Genomic DNA, 21,710 nt, shown 5'->3' with positions numbered 1-21,710 from the left:
AGGGCGCGAACAGGTCCTGCTCACCGACGTTGGGGAAAGCCAGGAAGAGGACCTTCTTGATGCTGCTCACGGTGTGCTCCTTACGGATGCGGGTGGATGATGCACTACGTCAAACTACTCATGCATCATGACTATTCCAGTTCGAAGAAAAAGTTTTCGAGGCGTGCCCCGCAGGCCTCCGGCAGCGCCTACCGGGCCTCTTCGCCGCGCCCATGCGCGCAGCCGCATCGGATGCCCGGCCCTCGGCACCACGCCGGTCGGGCAGTGCGCCCCGGCCTGGACGGCGGGACATCCTCGAAGGACATCGGCGCCGCCGGCTTCTCCTCGCCATGCGCGCACACCCCAGGGCCTGTAGCTGCGTCCGGGACGCACGGGGACGCTGCACCCGTCAGGTGTGTGCCCGACGGGTGCAGCGCTGCGACACCGACGTCCCCACGTCGTGCCGCGCATCCGGGTTGCCGCTCGCTCCAAGCGACCGGGCTGGGCCGGCCTGCCGACCAGGCCTCCCGCCCACCGGACGGCTGGGGAGTCAGGCTTCGACGAGCGCGTGGTCCGGGGCCGCGGCTGTCGTCTTCCGGGGAGTCCTGGAGAGCCCCTCCCCTTCGACATCGAAGTCGGGCAGGGCCCTTTCCAGCCGGCGGGGCAGCCACCATGCCCGGTGACCGAGCAGGGCAAGGACCGCGGGAACGATGGCCATGCGGACGACGAAGGCGTCGAAGAAGACGGCGACGGCCAGTCCGAAGCCGATCATCTTGATCATCTGCTCGCCCGAGCCGATGAATCCGGCAAAGACCGCGATCATGATGATGGCGGCCGCCGTGACCACGCGTGCGCCGTGCCGGAATCCGGTGACGACGGCATCGTGGGGCCGTTCACCGTGTACGTAGGCCTCGCGCATACGGGAGACGAGGAAGACCTCGTAGTCCATGGCCAGTCCGAAGACCACCCCGATCATGAAGATCGGCATCATGGACATGATCGGGCCGGTCTGCTCGACACCGAAGACAGAGCCCAGCCAGCCCCACTGGAAGACGGCGACGACGGCGCCCAGTGCGGCCACCACCGAGAGCAGGAAGCCCAGAGCGGCCTTCAGGGGTACGAGGATCGAGCGGAAGACGACCATGAGCAGGAGGAACGCCAGCCCCACGACCAGGGACAGGTAGGGCATCAGCGCACTGTTCATCTTCTGCGAGAAGTCGATGTTCAGTGCTGTCGTGCCCGTGACCAGGACGTCGTGTTCGGAGCGATTTCGGATCTCGTGAACCAGATCTTCGGTGGAGGCCGAAGAAGGGCGGTCCTGCGGGATCACGGTGATCACGGATGTGTCACCGGCGGCATTGATCCTGGGCGGACCGACGGCCGTGACGCCATCGATGCCCGTGATGGTCCGGGCCGCTTGTTCGCCAGCAGCCCTGTCACCGTCGACGACCACCAGGAGAGGGCCGTTGAAGCCGGGGCCGAAGTTGTCCGACAGCAGGTCGTAGGCCTTGCGCTGGGTGGTGCCGGAAGGCTGCGCACCGTCGTCGGGCAGGCCCAGTTGCAGGGAAGCCGCCGGGACGGCGATGGCGGCCAGCCCCAGTACACCGGTCAGGAGAACCATCAGCGGACGGCGCAGGACGAACCGCGCCCATCGGCTGCCCGCGTTGGCGTCGCTCCGGGCTCGCCGCGCCGTCTTCGCCTTGCGGTCCGTGACCCTGCTTCCGGCGAAGCCGAGCAGCGCGGGGACCAGCGTCAGGGCGATCAGGACGGCGACGACCACGGCGCCGGCAGCGGCCAGGCCCATCTTGGTCAGCATGGGAACGCCCACCACGGACAGGCCGGCCAGCGCGATGATCACGGTCAGGCCGGCGAAGACAACGGCGGATCCGGCCGTGCCGACGGCATGGCCCACCGCTTCCTCGCGCTGCTTTCCTCCAGCCACTTCCGCGCGGTAGCGGGAGACGATGAACAGGGCGTAGTCGATCCCCACGGCCAGGCCGATCATCATGGCCAGTGTCGACGTGGTGGATCCGAGATCCAGCGCGCTGGACAGGGCCGTGATGACGGAGATCCCGATGCCCACGCCGACCATCGCGGTCAGCAGGGGAAGCCCGGCGGCGACCAGAGAGCCGAAAGTGATCACGAGGACGACGCCGGCAATGACCACACCGACGATCTCTCCGGCACCTGGCGCCGGGGTCACGGTCAGGGCATCACCTCCGATCTCCACCTTCAGACCGACCTGCTCGGCCCGTTGTCCGGCCTCCTTCAGCGCATCGCGGGTGGCATCGCTGACCTCGGGCGGCGTGACCTTGTACGTGACGGAAACGTATGCGGTGGATCCGTCCTTGGAGACGGCTTGCGCCTGATAGGGATCCGCTACGGCCGCGACCTGACCGGAACCCGATCCGAGGTCGGCGACCACCTCCCGTACGGCGTCCTTCTGAACAGCGGCGGTCAGCTTCTGCCCGTCGGCGGCTCTGAGGACGACCCGGGCTGTCGCACCGTCAGCGCTGCTGTTCGGGAACCGCTTCTCGATCAGGTCAAAGGCCTGCTGGGACTCGGTACCCGGCAGGGAGAACGTCGCAGAGGTCGCCGACGATGCAGTCGCCGCGCCCACCCCCGCCACCGCCAGGAGGGCCAGCCACACCAGAACGGTGATGCGTCGCCGCCGGAAGGCGAAACGGGCAAGTCGATACAGATACGTGGCCACGGGAGCTCCCAGAGGCTCGGTCAGGCGGGAGGAACAGGGTCGGCCTGATGCTGCGGCCGGTATCGCCGAGCAGCTCTCTGCCCGATGCCGGATGGGGTCCGGTCGGGCAGTTCCTCCATGAGCGATGGTGGTCGGCCCGAGCCCCGCGTTCGTGAGCAGCCGGTGCCTATGTTCGCGCTCACCATCTACATGAGGTGCACTGGCCGCGGTCGATGACGCTGGTCGGGTTCGACGAATCGGTCGAGTCCACCCTCGTCACGTCGTTGGCCCGGCAGCCGTGGGATGTTGTGGTCGTCGGCGGCGGGATCCGCAAGGGCGGGCGCTGCTTGCGCTCTTCGAACGGATCGTGAACCTGCTCCGGCGCCATGCGCCGCAGGCCCGCGATTTCGTCGCGTCTACTCTGGCGCGTCCGATTCGAGGCGCAGGGATTTTCTGATGTCTCGGCGGCTTGTGATGCCCAGCTTGGAAAATATCTTCTGCAAGTGGTTGTTGACTGTGCGGACGGAGAGCACCAGCCGTTCTGCGATCTCAGCGCTGCTCATGTTCTGCGCGGCAAGGAGCGCTATCTGCCGTTCGCGGTCTGTCAGCTGGATTGCGTCTCCCACGGTCACGGACACTGGCGTACGGACGCCTGGGCAGTGCTCCAGAATTCTGGAACTGTTTCTCATCGTTCTGGCCGCAGCACGCTTGTTCCCCTGACGGGTGTAGATCCGTGACGCTCCGGCGTGAGACTCTGCTGCGAGGAGATGGGCGCCGCACGCCTCGAATCGCTTGCCCACGAGTTCCAGCTCTGCGGCATCTCTACTCGAGAGAGCTTCGATGTGCTGAACGCGAGCCGAGAGCAGCGGACCCTGGGGAGGCACAATATTCTGAAAGTAAAGTGCTGCTCTTTTGGCATCGCCGAGGCGCGCCAGTGAGTGCGCCGCCTCCAGTCGGATGGTCTCCCTCGCGTCATCCGGTCTTTCGAGGAATTCTGTGAGCTGTTGCTGCGCCGCGTCGATTTCACCGTCGGCGGCCGCAGCCCACGCTTCTGCGACGACTTGCGCTCCGACGGCGTAGGCAAGAGATTCATCGCCTGATCCGATGCCGGACCGCGCCATCGCCATGGACTTCTTGTCGTCGGTCAGGGCCCCTGCCTGCAGTAGACAGCAGTAGAGGTAGGTCCGGCCGAGAGGCCAGCCCTGTTCGACCTCGCTCGCAAGCACACGCGTCAATCGCACTGCCGCCTCACGCGCGTCCCCACTCAGAAGCTCGGCTTCCCCTCGGACTCCCTCCAGCATGGCCCGGGCGCTGGGAGATTCACGATAGACGCTCTCGATCCGGCCGCTGGAAAGCAGCTCTATCGCATCTCCTATCCGACCGGACTGCATCAGAGCGATTGCTTTGACGAGATCTTTCATGATCGGATGATGACTGATCAGCACCCGGCTGTAGCGGTCAAGTTCCGGGGGCTCGAGATTCTCTACGGCCCGAGAAGCGTCAGCCGGTCGCCCGTCATGAGCCAGGAGCAGTCCCAGAGTGATGCGTGCTTCCCATGTGACATAAGGGTCCATTGAATCCTGATATGAGCCGAGTATCTCTTCCGCTTCGGCTTTTCGGCTCAGGTGCAGCAGGAGCTTGGCTCTTCTTACCTGCAGGAGCCCGGCGTATTCGAGGTCGGGCAGGTCACCTTCACGTCCGGCCTCTTCGGGCTCGTTCTGGACCGCGAGCATCGCCTGCGTCAGGAGCTCCTCTGCCTCGTGGAACTTTTCGAGGCCTTCGAGTGTCGTGGCTCGTGCCAGTCCTACGACGGCTCTTTCCCGGGGGTCACGGACCCTGGACCATGCGACGGCAAGGACGTCCTCGGCTTCGCGGTAACGTCCCCTCATCCAGAGCACTGTCCCAAGGAGTGTGGAGATTTCGGCGGTCGGATCCGCCTTCCATGAAGCCTCTGAAAGTTGTTGCGCATTCTTCAGGTCGAGTGCCGCAAAAGAGATCAGCGCAGCATTGTGCAGTACGACAGGGTCCGGGTCCTCTCCCAGTTCGATGCTCCAAAGCGCAAGCTTCAGCGCCGCGTCGGCTCGGGATTGAGAATCCATACGATACAGCTTCACCAGTTCCCGAATATGACGGCGCCGCTGAAGCGAAGGCATGGAGTTCCGTAGAATTTCACTGTAGAGCGGATGGACGAAACGGACCTCTTCTTCAGCCCCTTCTTTCCGCACAGCAAGAATCGACCGACTCTCGAGTTCCTCCAGTTCTGAAATGTCGTAAGCATTCAGGAGATGCCTCAGCGGAACCGGCTCTCCCAGAGCCACAATTTGAAGCAGATCGATCTGCGGGAGCGAGGACTCCTGGATTCGCTCCTTGATGAGATCGACGAGCCGGCTTGCCGCGGTGATCTCACCTGAGAGCGACCAGGTTCCATTTTTGTGGGTGAGCTGCCCCTTCTCCTTGCTGGAAATGATCAGCTCCCGCACCGTCAGTGGTAGGCCGTCACTCAGCCGATAGATTTCAGAGGCGGTCATTGAGTCGACAGGGTCTCCGGCCACGGCTGCCGCGATTTTGGCGGAATCGTCCTCGCCGAGCACGGGCAGGTCGATCCGCGCAAGCAGGCCGTCTTTCCAGAACGCCATGATGTCATGAGCGGAGGCCACGTCCTCCCGGCATGTGGCTACCGTTGCTGCGCGGTGATGAGTAATCATCTGCCGCAGGAGAAGAATGGATGCACTGTCCAGAAACTGCACATCGTCGACACAGAGAAGCAAACGACGATTGCCTGCAACACGCTTCAGGGATTCAGCTGACCTCGCCAGAACCGAATGGGCTTCGGCAAGGCTGATCCTGTCGGGTGAAATCCATGGAGCAAATGCCCCCAGAGGAATTTCCCGGGATGCATGCGTTGCCGAGATGAGCAGCGGGTGAAACCCGTAACTCGAGGCGCGTTCATATGAATCCAATACCAGCCGGGTCTTCCCGGATCCGGCCGATCCCAGAATTATGGCGCCTCTCGGCGTGCCATTCTTCAGAATCTCTTCTATCTTCTGCTGTTCGGCGGCACGACCGATCAAAGGCCACTGCGTGTCCATGGTGCTGAGAATACCTCCGGAAGGCCGAACTCGCAGATGACGGCACTCATGGCCAGCCGACGAGACAGACCCAATACCGATTGGGCCGGTATCGGCCTGAATTCATGTCACCACCTCATAGCGCCAATGTGCTTGCTGGACACCCGCAGCGTTCAACCGTCCACCGTCGACTGCCTTCGCTTCTCGGCGCCACGAGCGCTCCTGGAAGTCCTGCGCCTCCTAGCACGCATCCGCCACGTGCTTGCGAGCCGGCGACGGCACGTGGCGTTCTCGTGAAGTCTGGGTGGCGGATGGCCGTCTCGAATGGGTATCCGTTACTCAGGTCGGGAGCGCGTAGCCGTTTTCTTGGGTGACAAGTAGGCGCGCGGAGAACTGACCGCCACATGGCCACGGCATGAGGCTTTGCGTGACGGGCGGCCGACCGATCTGGAATGTCCCTTCGAAGGAGTGCGCTCCGCCGGGGGCGGCCCGTTCCGCAGACGGGTGACGTCGGCGCGTTCGTACGGCGCGAGGGCTCCTGCTGGGGCAGCATCGGGATGCTGCCGGCGAGCGAAGCAGGTCACGCCGTGGGATGACGGAGGGATCGGGTGCTCAGCCAGGCGATGGGGGCCATGCTGCCGGCCGCGCTGGCGATCGCGCTCAGTCCCTTCCCTGTGATCGGGATCGTCCTGATCCTGTCCGGCGCGCGGGGCGGCCGCAACGGCCTGCTGTTCGCGGCCGGGTGGATCACCGGCCTCACGGTCACCGCGGCACTGGTCGTGGTGCTGTTCGGCGGGGCCGACACCCCCGGCAGCACGTCCTCGGCGATCGCGGACTGGGGACGGGTCCTGGCCGGAGGAGCCTTCATCGTGCTGGGAGCACGTACCTGGTGGAAGCGCCCGCGTGCCGGTGAGCAGGCGGAGCCGCCCCGCTGGATGGCCTCGCTCGAGGACGTCACGGCCGGGCGGGCACTGCTCCTGGGGGCGCTGCTGTCGGGCGCGAATCCGAAGAATCTCGTCCTGACGGCGTCGGCCGCCACCGCGGTCGTCGAGGCCGGCGCCCACGACGTCGGCCTCATCACGGCGGTCGCCCTCTTCGTGCTCATCGCCTCCTGCACGGTGCTCGCCGCCGTCGCCGTCCATCTCTCCGGAGGACAGCGCGCCGCGTCCCTCCTGGACGGTGTCAGACGGTTCATGGTCGCCAACAGCACCGTGATCACGGTGATCGTGCTGCTCCTGCTGGGTGCGAACGTCTTGGGCGAGGGGCTGTCCGGTCTCGGCCGATGAGAGCGGCGTGCCGACCCCCCGGCCAACTGCATTGGTGGCGCCCCATCCGGCGGTCCGGCAAACGACGGGCCGCCCCCAGGGCTCATCACCGGCGGACCTGAACGGGCGCCTTGCCCACCTGGAGGGAGCCGGGGGCAGCAACCGGCTCTTTACCGCCGGGAGATGGGCGGCTCAGGCCGTCGCCCCCGCAGGTACGGGGAGCGGTCCCGGCTGATGTTCCGGCGTGGTCCCGTGTACCCGGCGTTCCTCCCCCGTCTCCTGCCGATATGGAGCCGGGGGAGATCGGGGGCCGTCCGGGTTGCGAGCGGGCCTCGACCCGTCGTCGAGCGGGGGGCTCGAGGATGCGGCTGGGTGGGGGGTGAGAGACCTCCGTTCGGACGTGAGGAGTGCTTATGTGCAAGGTCGTTTCCCGTGACGGCATCACAGCCCCCTGCGAGAAGAAAAGGGGCTGCCCCGCGACCGTCCCGGGCTGCTGCACAGCCGGCGGGGGCATCACCGGCGTACGTGCGAACGGCGCCCCGGGCGCGGGAAGTCGGCTCTGATGCGCCGCGTCGCGGTCGTCGGGGCCGGAGCGGCCGGCTCGCTCACCGCCGTCCAGCTGATGCGGCAGGCCGACAGGCTCGGCCGGCCGGTCCAGGTCTGGCTGATCGACCCCGCCGAACGGACCGGGCCCGGAATCGCCTACAGCACCTGCGATCCGCGCCACCTGCTCAACGTGCCCGCCGGCCGCATGAGCGCCTTCCCCGACGACCCCGGGCACTTCCAGCGCTGGCTGACGGATCATCATCTGCCCACGGATCCCGGTGACTTCGTACCCCGCCGGGTGTACGGGCAGTATCTGAGCGACCTCGTCGAGCGCACCGCCGCCGCCTGCCGGCACGCCCGCCTGCACCGGGTGCGCGACGAGGTCGTCGCCGTACGCGAGCAGGGGCCGGGGCCGGTTCTGCGGCTCGCCGGCGGCGGTGAGCTGCGGGTGGACGCGGCCGTACTGGCACTGGGCAGCCTCGCCCCGGCACAGGACTGGGCCGGCGCCGGACTCAGGGACTCCGGCCGTTTCGTCGCCGACCCCTGGGCGCCCGGCGCGCTCGACCGGCTCGCCGGCGAGGGCGACGTCCTGCTCGTCGGCACCGGTCTGACCATGGTCGACCTGGCCGCCACGCTGGCCCGCCCGGACCGTGTGGTGCACGCGGTCTCCCGCCACGGACTCCTCCCCCAGGAACACCTGCCCTGCCCGGCCCCGCCGGCCGAGGCACCGGCGGGCCTGGACGGTTCGCTCGGTCTGGACACGCTGCGCCGGGTCGTACGACGGCATCTGTCCGCCACCCGGCGCGCCTGCGGGGACTGGCGGCCCGCCCTGGACGGACTGCGCCCGCTGACGGCAACCCTGTGGCAGCAACTGCCCGCCGCCGACCGGGCCCGCTTCCTCGCCGAGGACCTGCGGACCTGGGAGGTGCACCGCCACCGCATGGCCCCCGCCGCCGCGGCCACCCTGCGCCGGCTGCTGGCCTCGGGCCTGCTGCAAACCCGCGCCGGAACAGTGGCCGGTGCCGTGCCGGTCGACGGCGCGGTGGAGGTCGCCCTCGGCGACGGCACCCGGCTGCGGGTCGCCGCGGTCGTCAACTGCACCGGCGCCCGCACGGGCCCGCACGGCACGACGGACCCCCTGGTGCGCTGCCTGCTGGAACGCGGATACGGCCGCACCGGCCCCGCAGGCCTGGGACTGGACACCGCCGGCGACGGACGGCTGGTCCCCGCGCCCGGCACCCCGGGACTGCGGCTGTGGACGATCGGAGCCGCTCGGCGCGGGAACCTGCTGGAGACCACCGCCGTTCCGGAGATCCGCGCACAGGCCGCCGACGTCGCCACCCACCTGCTGGACGCGCTCACCGACCGCCGTGCCCCCGCGCCGGCCGACCGCTACGGGCAGCCCCTGAGCACGACACCCGAAGCCGCGGAGCTGTACGACCGGGCCCTGGAACGCATCCTGGCGGGCAGCCTCGGCGCCGAGGACCTGCTGAACCAAGCCGTCGCCGTCGACCCCGACTTCGCCGTCGCCCACGCGGCCCTGGCACTGCTCGGCCACGAACTCGCCGACGCCGGGCACACGCCCCCGGCACTCGCCGCCGCCCGCCGCGCCGCGGCCATGCGGGCCGACGACCGCGAACGCAGCCTGGTCGCCGCCGTCGACGCCTGCCTGACCGGCACCGAGGAGAGGGGCAAGGCGGCCCTGCTGGGCCACATCGCCGGCCACCCCCGGGACGCCCTGGCCGTGAGCGCGGCCGTACCGACCGTCTCCTTCAACGGGGTCACCAGCGCCGAGGAGGCACAGGAACTCGTCGAGGGACTGTCGACCACCTACGGGGACGACTGGTGGTACCTGGGGCAGCTCGCCTTCGTCCGCCAGGAACAGGGACACTGGGAAGAAGCCGAGTCCCTGGCCTGCCGGGCGCTGGCCGCACAGCCCTGCGCGGGGCACGCCGTCCACGCCCGGGCCCACGTGTACTACGAGACCGGCGAGCACCTGGCCGGCCTGGCCTGGCTGGACGAGTGGCTGCGCCTGCACGGGGGCGGGGCCGGTCATCGTTCCCACGTCGCCTGGCACGCCGCCCTGCACGAGCTGTCCCTCGACGACCGGCCCGCGCTGCTGCGCCGCTACCGACAAGAACTCATCGCCTGCAAGGTGGGCGGGGGACGGCTGCTGGTCGACTCCGCCTCGATGCTGTGGCGGGCACGTATGACGGACAGCTGGAGCGGCGAACTGCCCGTCGGTGAACTGCTGCACGCCGCCCCACGGCACTGGCTGGACGCACCGGCGACCGGCTTCGCGGCCCTGCACGGCGCACTCGCCCTCGCCGCGGCCGAAGACCTCGACGCCCTCGGGCAGTTGCGGGCCCACGCGCTGGCCCACCACCAGGCGGTGTTCGCGCTGGTGATCGCTCCGCTGTGCGAGGCGCTGTCGGACGTCGTCCGCGAGGACTGGGCACAGGCGGTACGGCGCCTTCGGCCGCTGCTCGCCCTGGTGGCACGCACGGGAGCCAGCAAGGCCCAGCAGGAAGTGGTCGAGGAGACCCTGCTGCACGCCCTGATCGCGGGCGGCGAGTACGACCGGGCGGCACGGCTGCTGGCGGACCGGCTGGACCGCCGCGCCTCGCCGCTGGACCGGCGGCGGCTGGACGCGGTACACGGACGGCATGCGGGACGGCGCGCTCCCGCCGTCATATCAACTTGACCCGGTCCTGACGGGCCGGGCTTGGAGGTGGTGCCCAGCTGGCTGCCGAGTGGACTCCTCCGTCCAGCACCCCCCTATGGGGTGGCAGGGACGCGTGACTCACGCCCCGCATTCCACACGCTCTCGCCACGGGTGGCGATGTTATGGGAAGCATTCCGGTCGGCGTGGGCAACGACCCCGCACCCCCGGCAGATGAAAAGCCCCTGGTCGACACGGTTGCGCTTATCGACGTGGCCGCACTCGGCGCACGTCTGCGACGTGTACGCGGGATCGACGAGGACCAGGGGCACGCCGGCCCTCTTGGCCTTGTAGACGACGAAGTCTCCGAGCTGGGCGAACGCCCAGGAGTGGAGGGCGACCCGCTGGGGCTTGCGGAGCCGTACCCGGTTACGGATGCCCTTGAGTTCTTCGAGGGACAGGCCGCGCCCGGTGCGTTCAGCCTCGGTCACGATCGTCTTAGAGATGATGTGGTTGGTGTTCGCTGCGTGCCGTGCTTCCTTGCGGGCACGGGCCTTGAGCCGCCGCCTGGCGCTCTTGGTGCGCTTCTTCTGGAGCTTGGCACGCAGTGCGAGCTGTCGTTTGCGGTACCGGTTGAGTCCGCGCCCGGCGGCCTGGTAGCCGGTGGATGTGGTGGCGATGTTGACGATGCCGAGGTCGATGCCGATGAACCCGTCCGGCTCGTACTGCTCGGCCTCGGGCACGTCACAGGTGGCGACGAGGTAGAACACGCCGTCACGCTCGACCAGATCGGATTCGCCCTGCCGGTATGCCTGGAGCATCCTGAGCGCATCAGCGGAACACACGAACGGCACGTTCTTGACCCGGCCGTCCACCGTCCAGACAGACACGGTCCGCTGACCATACTGCCAGCTCAGACACCGGTCGTCATACGGCTGAGCGGCCTCGGGCCGAAAGACGACCGGCTTGGACTCGGCCCTGCGGCGACGCCGGGAATCTTCCCTGCCGAGGTTCCCGGCCCGGATATTGGCCTTGAGCGTGGTGTAGGCGTCGCACACCTTCTTGATGGTGTGCTGCGCGGCTTGGGCCCCCAGCCCCCGCGCCTTCAGTTCCGCGTAGGTGTGCTTGCGCAGCTCGTACTCACGCGGCACGCCGTGCTCGAACGCCACCTCCGACACCCAGTTCGCGGCCTCGTTGACCGTGCGCAGGGTGCGCCCGAGCACAGAGGCCTGCACGGCATCCGGCATCAGCTTCACCTGCACAACAAGTTTCACGAACGTAACCGTAGCAATGCTCTATGTCACCACGCTGGGAACCGAACCCCAACATCCGCAGGGGCCGTAGCGTCGTCCACACCCTCCACGCACACTTGGTCTTCACCCCGAACACCGGCGCGGACCATTCACCGACGAGATCCTCAGACTCTGCGAAGAGGTCATGCGCGACGTGTGCACCGACTTCGGCGTGGAACTGCGGGACTTCAACGGCGAACACAACCAGTCCACCTGCTCGTGCACTACCCACCCAAGGTCGCCATCTCCCGACTCGTAGGCTCCCTCAAAGGGTGTCTCCGCACGACACCTACGGCAGGAGTCCCCCGGCCACATCCGCACGTCCCTGTGGGGTCAGCACTTTCGGTCACAGTCCTACTTCGCTCACCGTCATCAAGGCGTACATCGAGAACCAGAAACACCCCGGCTGAGGTCAACAGCGCAGACCCATGAGCCCGCGCGGGTCAGCGCAGCGTCAAAAAGCCTTTCCTCCCGGGCGTGAACGCCCGGGGTTCCGCGCTAAATCATGCTGAACGAGGTGTCGTCGGTTCCGCTGCAGCAGTCAAGGCGTCCTCCTCTTCGGCGGGTCGGCAGCCTTTCCGGCGTGTTTTCGATCTGACCGGCACGTGCCACGTGCGACTGCGGACGCGGGAAGGCAGTTGAACGCTTCCCGGGCGGCTCCGGCCGGCCCGTCCGGAGAGCTCGCCCGGCGTCGCCGCAAGCGTGGCGCGGCAGGGCCCGCCGGGTGGTCCGGACCGTCCGGCGTGCGGTTGCGCACGGCCGGTCCGCGCCTGGCCATCGGCCGCGTCGTCCGCCGACGGGTGACGGGTGAGGGCCTGCCCGGACGGGACAGCGGCACAAGCCGGTTGCAGGCCGAGGCGGGCACGAACGGCGGTGGAGCGGTTCTCGACCGTGCCTGCGGCGGCTGTCCAGTGTTTCTCGGCCGCATCCCCAGAAGGTGGGTTGAACGGCCCGTCACCACGGCCCTGAAGTGAGGTCGGACATAATGCGTTCATTTGCCCGCCGTTGCCTGCGTGAGGTGTACAGCGCCTTGAAGGCATACGGCAGTTACTACACAGGGGTGGATCCCGAACACCCGGAGCGGCTCCTGGGGCTGGAGGGCCCCGTGCCCGGGCACCCGGAGCGGCTGAGCCGGAAGGTGCCGCTCACACCGAAGGAGCGGACGCTGGTCAAGGAGCTGGAGCCGCACTGAGCCCGTCTGCGTCTGCGGATGAACGCCGCTGCCGGGGCTCTTGGGAGCCCCGGCAGCGGCGTTCGGGATACGGGCAGGCGCTCAGGCCGCCGAGCGCTTCATGACGAGGTTCTCGCGTCCCGTCGGGTCGGGGTCCGCGGCCGCGCACGGCCGGCCGTACCGGTCAGAGGGCGGACCCGCTGGGGGGATCTGACGGCGTCGGCGCCGCCGAGCGGGATCCGGCCGGCGTCGGGCGGTGGCAGCGTGGTGAGCGTGCGGGTCGTGGTCGTCCTGCCCGAGGCGTTGGGGCCGGGCGGGCCGACCACCGGGTTGTAGGGGATGGTCGGGTCGGCGCGGTCCGCGTCGTCGTGTGCCGTGCAGTTTTCGGCGGGTGGCGAAGGTGCCGCCGCCACCCGCCTCCACCCGCCTCCACCCGGGCCTTCACCCGGACGAGCAGGCCGTCGGGGGAAGCGGCGCGCAGACGCAGGCGGCCGTCCCTCGGCGCTTCGTTGTCCGACATCTCGAAGCGTGAGGAACGGCCGCCCGCGTCGTCCCGGGAAGAACCGCGGATCAGCTCGTCGAGTGACCCGCGGCGTCACACCGCAGGCTCAGGCGGTGGACGGCTCTTCGGCCCGGCTCTTGGCGGACTCGTGCGGCGCCGTCTCCTGTGGTGTCAGGCCCGGCCGCCAGAAGCGCGGTCCCAGGTCCAGGGCCAGCGCCGGGACCAGCAGACTGCGTACCAGGAACGTGTCGAGGAGGATGCCGACCGCTACGAGCAGCCCCTGCTGCAGTGCGCTCACCGTGGGGATGGCCGCAAGGACGCAGAACGTGGCGGCCAGCACCACGCCCGCCGACGTGATGACACCGCCGGTCACCGTCACCGCGGTGAGGATTCCCTCGCGGTGCCCGCGCAGCCGCACCTCTTCCTTTGCGCGTGTCATCAGGAAGATGGTGTAGTCGACGCCCAGCGCGACGAGGAAGATGAAGCCGAACAGCACCAGCCCGCGGTCGATCTTCGCGTGGTCGAGGGCGTGGAACAGCAGCGAGGCCGTGCCGACGGCCGCCGCGAACGACAGCACCACGGACCCGAGCAGCACAGCGGATGCGATGGTCGCCCGCAGCAGGATGAGGAGCATCACCAGCACCACCGCGAGGATCAGCGGGATCAGCAGCATCTCCTCGTCGCCCTGCGCCTCGGAGACGTCGAGCGCCACCGCGCTCTGGCCCCCGACGACCGCGTCGGCTGCCGGCCCGGTCGATCCGTCCAGCGCCGTCCTGATGTCGCGGACGGTGTCCTTGGCGGCCGCGGAGTCCGGAGCGTCGCGGAGCACTGCCGTCAGGTGCGTCCAGCCGCCCTTGGCCGCCTGGGTGCTGACGGAGGACACACCGGGCACCTTGGCGACGACGGCCGTCGCGGATGCGGCCCCGGCGTCGCGGACGTACACGTCCGCGGGAGCGGACGAGCCCGCGGGGAAGTGCTTGGCCAGAACCTGCTGGCCGGTGACCGAGTCGACCTTGCCGGTGAACTGCTCCGCCTGCGTCTGGCCGGTGTGCACGCCGGTGATGCCCAGCACCATGACGCCCAGTACCAGCGCCGTGCCGATCCACACCGCGCGCGGGCGCCGTCCCACGGCCTCGGCGATCTTCGCCCATGTGCCGTGGCCCTGCGCCGAGTTCGGGTCGTATCCCGCGGTGACGCGCGGCTTCACGGGCCAGAACACCCAGCGGCCCAGGATCACCAGCAGCGCCGGCAGCAGCGAGGTCATGGCGAGGAACACCAGGACCACGCCGATGGCGACGACCGGTCCCAGACCCCGGGTGCTGTTCATGCTGCCGAACACCAGGCACAGCGACGCGATCGTCACCGTCGCGGCGGAGGCGGCCAGGGCCGGCAGCGAGCCGCGCACGGCCAGCGACATCGCCGTGTGGCGGTCTTCGTGCCGGTGCAGTTCCTCCCGGTAGCGGGAGATGAGCAGCAGGGCGTAGTCGGTGCCCACGCCTACCGAGATCACCATGAGTACGTAGGCGCTCTGGCCGTTGACCACCAGCCCCGCGTGCTTGGCGAGGAGGTAGACCACGCCGCTCGCCACCTGGCTGGCCAGCCCCACGGTGATCAGCGGGATCAGCCACAGCACCGGGCTGCGGTAGGTCACGAGCAGCAGCAGCGCCACCACGCCGAGCGCGACACCCAGCAGCGCGCCGTCCATGCCGGAGTAGACGTCGGCGAAGTCGGCGATGCTCCCGGCCTCGCCGGTGATCTTGATGTCGAGGCCGGCGGGGGCGCCGGCGGAGGTGATCTTGCCGGCTTCGGTCACCTTGTCGGTGAGCACCTTGTTGTCGCTGGGCGAGGTGCGCAGCGGAACGCTCACGAAGGCCGCGACCTTGTCCTCGGAGACCACGGCGGAGGAGACCTTGCCGATGGCCACCTTGTCGGCGAGCCGGGCGCGGTCGGCGTCGATCCGGGACAGGTCGGCCTGGGTGAGGCCTCCTTCGCGGGCGTAGACGATGACTGCGGTGCTGGAGTCCTTGTCGGCGAAGTACTGCTCCGCGAGCTGCACCGTCTTGGTCGACTGGGCGCTCGACGGCAGCCAGGCCTCAGGGTCGTTGTCCTGTACGTCTGCCAGGCCGGCGGCCAGCGAGCCGCCGATGCCCATGAGCAGGAACCACAGCACAAGCACGACCCACTTGGAGCGTCGGCCGGCGACGAAGGCAGCGTATCGGCTCACAACGGTTGGGGATGGAACGGGCGGTGTAACCGTTTCTGTGGGGGATGGTGCCGGGATCTGGATCGTCATGTGACGCTCACCGAGGGTCAGGAGCCGTGGAGCGGGGGCTCGTACGGAACTGGGTACACGAAGGTTCTTCACCAGAGGGATGGAGTCCTGGTGGAGCGTCCCTGGAGTTGGCTTGAACTCGGATTTCCTCGCCCGATGGCGGTCCGTTTCCGGCCGAATTCCTGCTTCGGCCCTATGTGGTCGAGCAGGGGGCGCCCTGTGGGAGCTCAGCTTGGGAAGGGGCCCTCGCCGCTGCTGCCGATCTCGTCGAGCAGCGCGTACGACCGGGTGCCGCGACGCCGGGGGAAATCGCACCGGTGGACCGGGCACCCGTCTGCTGCGCGCGGTCGTACAGGAGTGCTTGAGGTTCCCTGGAGCGGTGGCACAGGCACGCATGAGGCTCGCTCGAGCCGTGACACAGACGCGCTTGAGGCTCCCTAATCGCCGCTGGTCACCGGAGGGGGGCGCGCCGCCGCTCGAAAGGTTCGCCTCGTTCGCCGGTCCCCCTCGCGGGGCGGGATCCGTCAGTGTTGTGACGGACGGAAGAACGAAGAACACTGCTGAGGGAGTACCCGATGAAGGCTCGTATGACGAACGCCGCCAAGGTTCTGCCGGACGCCATGAAGGGCATTCAGAACCTCTACAAGGCCATTCACCAGGGTGGGGTCGACCAGCACACGCTGGACCTGGTGCACCTGCGCGCGAGCCAGATCAACGGCTGCAGTTCCTGTGTCCACGCCGGCGTCACGGGTGCCAAGAAGGCCGGGGAGACCGACGAGCGCCTGCACTCCGTCGCCGCCTGGCGCGAGACGCCGTTCTTCTCGGACTCCGAGCGCGCCGCCCTGGCACTGACCGAGGCCGCCACCCGGCTGGCCGACCGCAGCGGGCAGGCCGTGCCGGACGCGGTCTGGGACGAGGCCGCCGACCATTTCACGGAGGAGCAGCTCGCCGCGATCATCCTCATGATCGCGACGACGAACTTCTTCAACCGGCTGAACGCCACCGTCCAGGAGCCCGCGGGCGCCGCCTGGAGCTAGTGCCGCAACAGGCACTCCCCAAAGGCCGGCGGGAGGGCCGCGAGGCCGTCCTGCCGGCCGGTGCGCGGAGGCGGGAAGGCGGGATCGCGAGGGCTTCACGGATCGCGGCCGCCGGCGGTGCGCAAGGCCTTCGCCAGGAGCGCGGCCGGGTGCTCGGGACCGCCCGCGACGAAGCTGTAGAGGCCCGCGGACACCGGAGGCGGGCCCGCCTTGGGAAACTGCGCCGGGCGGGTCCGGATCGGTCAGGAATCGAGAAGCCCGGTTCACGCAGCCGCCTCTAGCCTGCTCGCCATGGACATCACCATCCACACGGCTTCTCTGCCGTACGACGACCCGGACGCTTCGCTCGCCTTCTATCGCGACGTCCTCGGTTTCGAGGTCCGCGGCGATGCCGGCCAGGGCAGAACGCGCTGGATCACGGTGGGCCCGGCCGGTCAGCCGGGCACCTCGATCCTGCTGACACCGCCTGGCGCCGATCCCGGCGTCACCGAGGGCGAGCGCCGCATGATCACGGAGATGATGGCCAAGGGCACCTACGGATGGATCCTGCTGGCCACCCCGGACGTCAACGCCACGTTCGAGAAGGTGCAGGCCGGTGACACCGAGGTCGTCCAGGAGCCGACCGAGCAGCCGTACGGCATCCGCGACTGCGCCTTTCGCGACCCGGCGGGCAACCTGGTCCGCATCCAGGAGCTTCGCTGATGTGCAAGCCTGAATGGCGGCGTGCACGCATCCAGGCGCAGCGCCTGGCCGATCTCGCGCGGCTGCGCCGCGTCCGCGACCGGATCGACAGGGAATACGCGCAGCCGCTGGACGTGGAGGCGCTCGCCCGTGATGTGGGTGTGTCCGCCGGGCACCTGAGCCGGCAGTTCCGGGCCGCCTATGGTGAGTCGCCGTACGCGTACCTGATGACGCGTCGCATCGAGCGGGCGACAGCGCTGCTGCGGCGGGGCGACGTCAGCGTCACCGAGGTCTGCTTCGCGGTCGGCTGCGCGTCGCTGGGCACGTTCACCACCCGCTTCACCGAGCTGGTCGGCATGCCGCCCGGGGCCTTCCGGCGCCAGGCGGCAGAAGCGGCGGCCGACCGTGCCGGTGCTGCGGGTGCCCCCCGCGATGCCGGGTCGGCGATCACGGTGGAGGGGATGCCGGCGTGCGTGGCGAAGCAGGTCTCAAGACCGGTCAGGAATCGAGAAGCCCCGGCGGCCGCACGGCCCCTACGGTGATGGTCATGGCAACCACCGCTTCCGCCCCGGTCACCGCGTCCGTCGCGGCCGTCACCCTTGAGGTGGCCGACCTCGAGGCCGCCCGGCGCTTCTACAGCGCCTTCGGCGTGGACACGTACCTGCACCTACGGGCGTCCCAGGAGCACTCCGACCCGGACGGGTTCGTCTGGGAGGCTGCCGCCCCCACACCGTCCTGACCTGCGTTCCCGTGACAGCCGGGCCCCGGCCCGGATGTCCGACACGTACACCTCTACAGCTCCAAGGAGTTACGGCATGAAGGCACACGTCAGCTCGATCCTTCTCGGCGTCCGGGACATGGACCGGGCCAAGCAGTTCTACACCGAGGGGCTCGGCTGGAAGGTCCAGAACGACTACGGCATCTCGGTGTTCTTCGAATCGGACGGCGCCTCGCCCGTCGGCTTCTACAGCCGCGAAGGACTGGCCGACCAGGTGGGCACGGACCATGAGGGCAGCGGCTTCAGCGGACTGGTCCTGACCTACGTCGTGCGCAGCGAGGCGCGGGTCGACGAGGTCATGGCGGAGGCCGCGAAGGCCGGCGCCACGGTCCTCAAGCCCGCCGGCGCTCTGCCGTGGGGCGGGTACGGCGGCACCTTCGCCGACCCGGAGGGCTACGTCTGGAGTCTGGGCTTCAGCGCCCAGGGAACCGACCAGCCCTACGCCGAGTGACATCCTCCCGGGCCTAAAGGCCCGGGATTCCAATCTGCTCCCACTGCGGCGACGCGGTGGGCAGCTCCTGGCGGGTTCCTGTTTCGCTGCGCTGTGCCGGCACGGATGCCGGTCTTACCTGCGCTCCACAGGCTGATGCCGCCAGTCCGGCGGCCTTGGCGACGTTGAGTGCTGCGTTGACGTCCCGGTCAAGGACGGTCCCGCACGCCGAGCACGTCCACTCCCGGACGTTCAGCGTTTTGGGTCCGTCCTTGACGCCGCATGCGGAGCACACCTGGGAGGTCGGCTCGAACCGGCCGATCCGGTGGAACCGTCGCCCGTACCGGGTGGCCTTGTACTCCAGCATGGCCACGAACGCGGACCATCCGGCGTCGTGGACGGACTTGGCCAGGCGGGTGCGGGCGAGTCCTTTGACACACAGGTCCTCGACGGCGATCGCTTGGTTCTCGCGGATCAGCCGGGTGGAGAGCTGGTGGTGGAACTCGCGGCGTGCGTCGGTGACCTGCGCGTGAGCGCGGGCGACCTTCAGCCGGGCCTTGCCCCGGTTGTTGGAGCCCTTCTGTTTGCGGGACAGGTCCCGCTGCATCTTCTTCAGACGTTTCTCCGCCCGGCGCAGAAAGCGGGGGCTGTCGACCTTCCGGCCGTCGGAGAGGACGGCGAAGTGCCCGAGGCCGAGGTCGATGCCGATCTCTGGTGTCGTCTCGGGCAGTCCCGCGCAGGCGTCCGTCTTGACGACGAAGCTCGCGAAGTACCTGCCCGCCGCGTCCTTAACCACGGTCACGGTGGACGGGGTGGACGGCAGCGTCCGGGACCAGCGCACGGGAACATCGCCGACCTTCGGCAGTCTCAGTTTCCCGCCCGGCGTGATCCGCCACGAGGCGTTGGCAGTGAAGCGGATCGACTGCCGGTTGTCCCGCTTCGACTTGAAGCGCGGCGCGCCCGTCTTGGGGCGCTTGCCCTTGAGCCCGTCGAAGAAGTTCCGGTAAGCGGTGTCCAGATCGCGCAGGGACTGCTGGAGGATCACCGCCGAGACCTCGCCGAGCCAGGCCCGTTCCCATGTCTTCTTCGCGCCCGTCAGGTTTCTGGACAGTTCCGCCGAGGTGACGAACGGCGCCCCCGCGGCTCGGGCCTCCTCGCGGACGCGCAGCGCGTCGTTGAAGACGACCCGCGCACACCCGAACGCCCTCGCCAACGCCATGCGTTGACCGGCACTCGGGTACAAGCGGAAGCTGTACCGAAGCTGCACAGCGACCACCTTAGCGTTGGCCCATGTCGCCATGATGGGAACCAAACCCCGATATCCGCGCGGGTCGAACAGTCGTCTGCAACGTGCATACACACTTGGTGTTCGTCACCAAGTACCGGCGCGGCGTCATGAACGACGAGATGCTGACGCGCTGCGAAGAGGTGATGCGCAAGGTGTGCGAGGACTTCGGCGCCAAGCTGAAGGGAGTTCAACGGCGAGACGGACCACGTCCACCTGCTCGTGCACTACCCGTCGAAGGTTGGCCCGGCCGGCCTGGTGAGCAGCCTCAAGGGCGTCTCCTCGCGCCGTCTGCGTGCGGAGTTCACCGTCCGGGTGAACCGGGCGATCATGTACGGCCGGTTCTGGTCACCCTCGTACTTCGCCAGCTCGTGCGGCGGCCCGCCGCTCCAGGTGGTCAAGGACTACATCGCACAGCAGAAGCGCCCAGACTGAGCGCAGGTATCCGTGGGCGTGGGTGGATGGTGCGGACCCGTGCCCACAGCCGCGGTTGGAGCAGTCCGAAGATGCGATTCACCCTCGGCCTGAAGGCCGGGGCACTCTCTCAAGATCAGAGGTAGACCATGAAGTTTCTGTCCCACGTCGAGCCGCCCGAGCCCATGCGGGGCCTGCTGGTTCCGCCCGAGGTGGTGGAAGCTCTCGGCGAGGGCTCGCGGCCACCGGTGACGATCACGCTCAACGGGCATTCCTGGAAGAGCCGGGTCGCCTTCCTGCGCGGCCGCCACCTGATCGGCCTCAGCCACGCCAACCGGCAGGCCGCGGGTGTCGAGATCGGCGAGGAGGTCGAGGTCGAGCTGGAGCTCGACACCGAGCCGCGCGTCGTCGTCGAGCCGGAGGATTTCGCCCGGGCCCTGGACGACGACCCGGTCGCCCGCGCCGCGTACGACCGCCTCACCTACAGCCGCAAGCGTGAGCACGTGCGTGCTGTGGAGAGCGCGAAGATGCCCGAGACGCGCCGGCGGCGTATCGAGAAGGCCGTCGCCACCCTGCGGGGCTGACCCCGGTAGCAGGCCTTTGACGCCGTACGCACCAGCCGTTCCTCAGCGCTTCGTCGGTCGACACCTCGAAGCACCGAGGAACGGCTGTTTGCGTTCTCCCGGGAAGAACGGCAGGTCAGCCACTGAGCGTTGTCGGGGGCGGCGGGTGGTGCGAGCGGGCCGCTATCGGTTCTCGACCGGTGATGCACCGGCGCATTCGAAGCTGCAGACACAGGGCGAGGTGAGAGCACCTCCGGTCGGCACGAGGAGTGCGTGATGCGCAAGGTCGTTTCCCGGGACGGCACGACGATCGCCTACGACAGGTCGGGCGAGGGCCCCCCGCTCGTGCTGCTCAACGGTGCGTTCCGCGATCACACGATCTTCGACGAGCTCGTTCCCGAGCTGGCGCGGCACTGCACCGTGTACGCCTACGACCGCCGCGGGCGCGGCCAGAGCGGTGACGCTCCCGAGTACGCCGTCGAGCGGGAGATCGAGGATCTTTGGGCGGTGATCGAGGAGGCGGGCGGCTCGGCGGCGGTGTTCGCCGGGTCCACGGGCGCGAACGTGGCGCTCCAGGCGGCGTTCGCGGGCGCGCCGATCACCAGGCTGGCTCTCCACGAGCCGTTCTTCCGGGTCGAGGGGTTCCCGAAGCCCCCGTCGAACTCCGCGCAGACGCTCCGGGTCATCCTGGAGGAAGGCGACCGGCGCGACGAGGCGGCCGAGTACTTCCTCGGCCCCGTCCTGGGCCTCACCCCCGACGCGGTCGCGCAGTGGCGCAGGAGCCCGATCTGGGCGATGAACGAGGCGAACGCGCACACGCTGCTGTACGACATCGAGATCTGCGGCGACTTCACCGTTCCGGCCGGCCAACTTGCTGGATTTTGGACGCAGACGCTGGTCCTCAACAGCGACAGCACCAGTGACTGGCTGCGTGCGGCGGCCGCGGCGACCGCGGCGGCCCTGCCCAACGGCCGGGGCCTCGAGCTGCCCGGATCCTGGCACCGGATCGACATGGACGTGCTCGGCCGGACGCTGGTCGAGTTCGTCACCGCCTGAAAGGTCCCGCCGCCCCT

General features: G+C 68.7%; 15 protein-coding genes and 2 pseudogenes. 12 read left to right on the top strand and 5 right to left on the bottom strand.

What is annotated here, in order from left to right; all coding sequences use genetic code 11:
* Nucleotides 1–529 precede the first annotated feature (529 nt).
* Nucleotides 530–2,692 carry an MMPL family transporter gene (locus IO36_RS33080; protein WP_037625368.1) on the bottom strand — a complete coding sequence of 721 codons (2,163 nt, stop codon included), beginning with the start codon at nucleotides 2,690–2,692 and terminating at the stop codon, nucleotides 530–532.
* 395 nt (nucleotides 2,693–3,087) lie between these two features.
* Nucleotides 3,088–5,760, bottom strand: a complete 2,673-nt coding sequence (locus tag IO36_RS33070; RefSeq protein WP_078943597.1) for a LuxR C-terminal-related transcriptional regulator — start codon at nucleotides 5,758–5,760, stop codon at nucleotides 3,088–3,090.
* Nucleotides 5,761–6,347: 587 nt separating this feature from the next.
* Here IO36_RS33070 and IO36_RS33065 point away from each other — a divergent pair.
* Both IO36_RS33065 and IO36_RS33060 read left to right on the top strand, forming a co-directional pair.
* Entirely contained in the window at nucleotides 6,348–7,025 is a 678-nt protein-coding gene (locus tag IO36_RS33065; protein WP_051901130.1) for a GAP family protein, read from the top strand.
* 541 nt (nucleotides 7,026–7,566) lie between these two features.
* Nucleotides 7,567–10,254, top strand: a complete 2,688-nt coding sequence (locus tag IO36_RS33060; protein WP_037625364.1) for an FAD/NAD(P)-binding protein — start codon at nucleotides 7,567–7,569, stop codon at nucleotides 10,252–10,254.
* A gap of 74 nt (nucleotides 10,255–10,328) precedes the next feature.
* Here the strand turns inward: IO36_RS33060 and IO36_RS33055 are convergent, their stop codons facing one another.
* The gene (locus IO36_RS33055) at nucleotides 10,329–11,459 is read right to left on the bottom strand and encodes an RNA-guided endonuclease InsQ/TnpB family protein (RefSeq protein WP_051901131.1); all 1,131 of its coding nucleotides are present in this window, start codon (nucleotides 11,457–11,459) and stop codon (nucleotides 10,329–10,331) included.
* Nucleotides 11,460–11,509: 50 nt separating this feature from the next.
* Between IO36_RS33055 and tnpA (IO36_RS47520) the strand changes: the two are divergent.
* Together tnpA (IO36_RS47520) and IO36_RS47170 are read left to right on the top strand one after the other, a co-directional pair.
* Nucleotides 11,510–11,914, top strand: a pseudogene (gene tnpA / locus IO36_RS47520) (IS200/IS605 family transposase).
* 608 nt (nucleotides 11,915–12,522) lie between these two features.
* Nucleotides 12,523–12,696 carry a DUF6059 family protein gene (locus tag IO36_RS47170; protein WP_158997651.1) on the top strand — a complete coding sequence of 58 codons (174 nt, stop codon included), beginning with the start codon at nucleotides 12,523–12,525 and terminating at the stop codon, nucleotides 12,694–12,696.
* A gap of 587 nt (nucleotides 12,697–13,283) precedes the next feature.
* Here IO36_RS47170 and IO36_RS33045 read toward each other — a convergent pair.
* On the bottom strand, nucleotides 13,284–15,401 hold the full coding sequence (locus IO36_RS33045; RefSeq protein WP_037625357.1) for an MMPL family transporter: 2,118 nt from the start codon (nucleotides 15,399–15,401) through the stop codon (nucleotides 13,284–13,286).
* 623 nt (nucleotides 15,402–16,024) lie between these two features.
* Between IO36_RS33045 and IO36_RS33040 the strand changes: the two genes are divergently transcribed.
* The 5 genes from IO36_RS33040 (at nucleotide 16,025) to IO36_RS33020 (ending at nucleotide 18,396) form a co-directional block, all read left to right on the top strand.
* Complete coding sequence (locus IO36_RS33040; protein ID WP_037625355.1) at nucleotides 16,025–16,486, top strand: carboxymuconolactone decarboxylase family protein; 462 nt, start codon at nucleotides 16,025–16,027, stop codon at nucleotides 16,484–16,486.
* Nucleotides 16,487–16,777: 291 nt separating this feature from the next.
* Nucleotides 16,778–17,188 (top strand): VOC family protein, encoded by a 411-nt coding sequence (locus IO36_RS33035; protein WP_037625353.1) that lies wholly within the window; start codon nucleotides 16,778–16,780, stop codon nucleotides 17,186–17,188.
* Nucleotides 17,188–17,709, top strand: a complete 522-nt coding sequence (locus IO36_RS33030) for a helix-turn-helix transcriptional regulator (protein ID WP_051901129.1) — start codon at nucleotides 17,188–17,190, stop codon at nucleotides 17,707–17,709. Before IO36_RS33035 ends, IO36_RS33030 begins: the two co-directional genes overlap by 1 nt.
* A gap of 5 nt (nucleotides 17,710–17,714) precedes the next feature.
* Nucleotides 17,715–17,906 carry a VOC family protein gene (locus IO36_RS33025; RefSeq protein WP_245173572.1) on the top strand — a complete coding sequence of 64 codons (192 nt, stop codon included), beginning with the start codon at nucleotides 17,715–17,717 and terminating at the stop codon, nucleotides 17,904–17,906.
* A gap of 76 nt (nucleotides 17,907–17,982) precedes the next feature.
* A complete protein-coding gene (locus IO36_RS33020; RefSeq protein ID WP_037625349.1) occupies nucleotides 17,983–18,396 on the top strand; it encodes a VOC family protein in 414 nt (137 codons plus the stop codon).
* Between the two features lie 13 nt (nucleotides 18,397–18,409).
* On the opposite strand, the gene IO36_RS33015 is transcribed toward IO36_RS33020, so the two are convergent.
* The gene (locus IO36_RS33015; RefSeq protein WP_037625346.1) at nucleotides 18,410–19,642 is read right to left on the bottom strand and encodes an RNA-guided endonuclease InsQ/TnpB family protein; all 1,233 of its coding nucleotides are present in this window, start codon (nucleotides 19,640–19,642) and stop codon (nucleotides 18,410–18,412) included.
* Nucleotides 19,643–19,695: 53 nt separating this feature from the next.
* Between IO36_RS33015 and tnpA (IO36_RS33010) the strand changes: the two are divergent.
* The 3 genes and pseudogenes from tnpA (IO36_RS33010) (at nucleotide 19,696) to IO36_RS33000 (ending at nucleotide 21,693) form a co-directional block, all read left to right on the top strand.
* Nucleotides 19,696–20,095 (top strand): annotated as a pseudogene (tnpA, locus tag IO36_RS33010) (IS200/IS605 family transposase).
* Between the two features lie 128 nt (nucleotides 20,096–20,223).
* Nucleotides 20,224–20,658: a YdeI/OmpD-associated family protein gene (locus IO36_RS33005; protein WP_037625344.1), complete on the top strand. Its 435-nt coding sequence runs from the start codon at nucleotides 20,224–20,226 to the stop codon at nucleotides 20,656–20,658.
* Nucleotides 20,659–20,913: 255 nt separating this feature from the next.
* A complete protein-coding gene (locus tag IO36_RS33000; RefSeq protein ID WP_037625343.1) occupies nucleotides 20,914–21,693 on the top strand; it encodes an alpha/beta fold hydrolase in 780 nt (259 codons plus the stop codon).
* Nucleotides 21,694–21,710 lie beyond the last annotated feature (17 nt).

The organism is Streptomyces aureus (genome assembly GCF_000725495.1).
Classification (GTDB): domain Bacteria; phylum Actinomycetota; class Actinomycetes; order Streptomycetales; family Streptomycetaceae; genus Streptomyces; species Streptomyces aureus_B.
Note: the sequence above shows the minus strand (reverse complement) of the source record. Positions and strands in the feature narration are given on the sequence as shown.

Excerpts from the sequence above, each read along its gene's own strand:
- IO36_RS33070 (WP_078943597.1), bottom strand. The coding sequence starts at position 5,760 with ATGGACACGCAGTGGCCTTTGATCGGTCGTGCCGCCGAACAGCAGAAG.
- IO36_RS33060 (WP_037625364.1), top strand. The coding sequence starts at position 7,567 with ATGCGCCGCGTCGCGGTCGTCGGGGCCGGAGCGGCCGGCTCGCTCACC.
- IO36_RS33055 (WP_051901131.1), bottom strand. The coding sequence starts at position 11,459 with ATGCCGGATGCCGTGCAGGCCTCTGTGCTCGGGCGCACCCTGCGCACG.
- IO36_RS33040 (WP_037625355.1), top strand. The coding sequence starts at position 16,025 with ATGAAGGCTCGTATGACGAACGCCGCCAAGGTTCTGCCGGACGCCATG.
- IO36_RS33035 (WP_037625353.1), top strand. The coding sequence starts at position 16,778 with ATGGACATCACCATCCACACGGCTTCTCTGCCGTACGACGACCCGGAC.
- IO36_RS33030 (WP_051901129.1), top strand. The coding sequence starts at position 17,188 with ATGTGCAAGCCTGAATGGCGGCGTGCACGCATCCAGGCGCAGCGCCTG.
- IO36_RS33025 (WP_245173572.1), top strand. The coding sequence starts at position 17,715 with ATGGCAACCACCGCTTCCGCCCCGGTCACCGCGTCCGTCGCGGCCGTC.
- IO36_RS33020 (WP_037625349.1), top strand. The coding sequence starts at position 17,983 with ATGAAGGCACACGTCAGCTCGATCCTTCTCGGCGTCCGGGACATGGAC.
- IO36_RS33005 (WP_037625344.1), top strand. The coding sequence starts at position 20,224 with ATGAAGTTTCTGTCCCACGTCGAGCCGCCCGAGCCCATGCGGGGCCTG.
- IO36_RS33000 (WP_037625343.1), top strand. The coding sequence starts at position 20,914 with ATGCGCAAGGTCGTTTCCCGGGACGGCACGACGATCGCCTACGACAGG.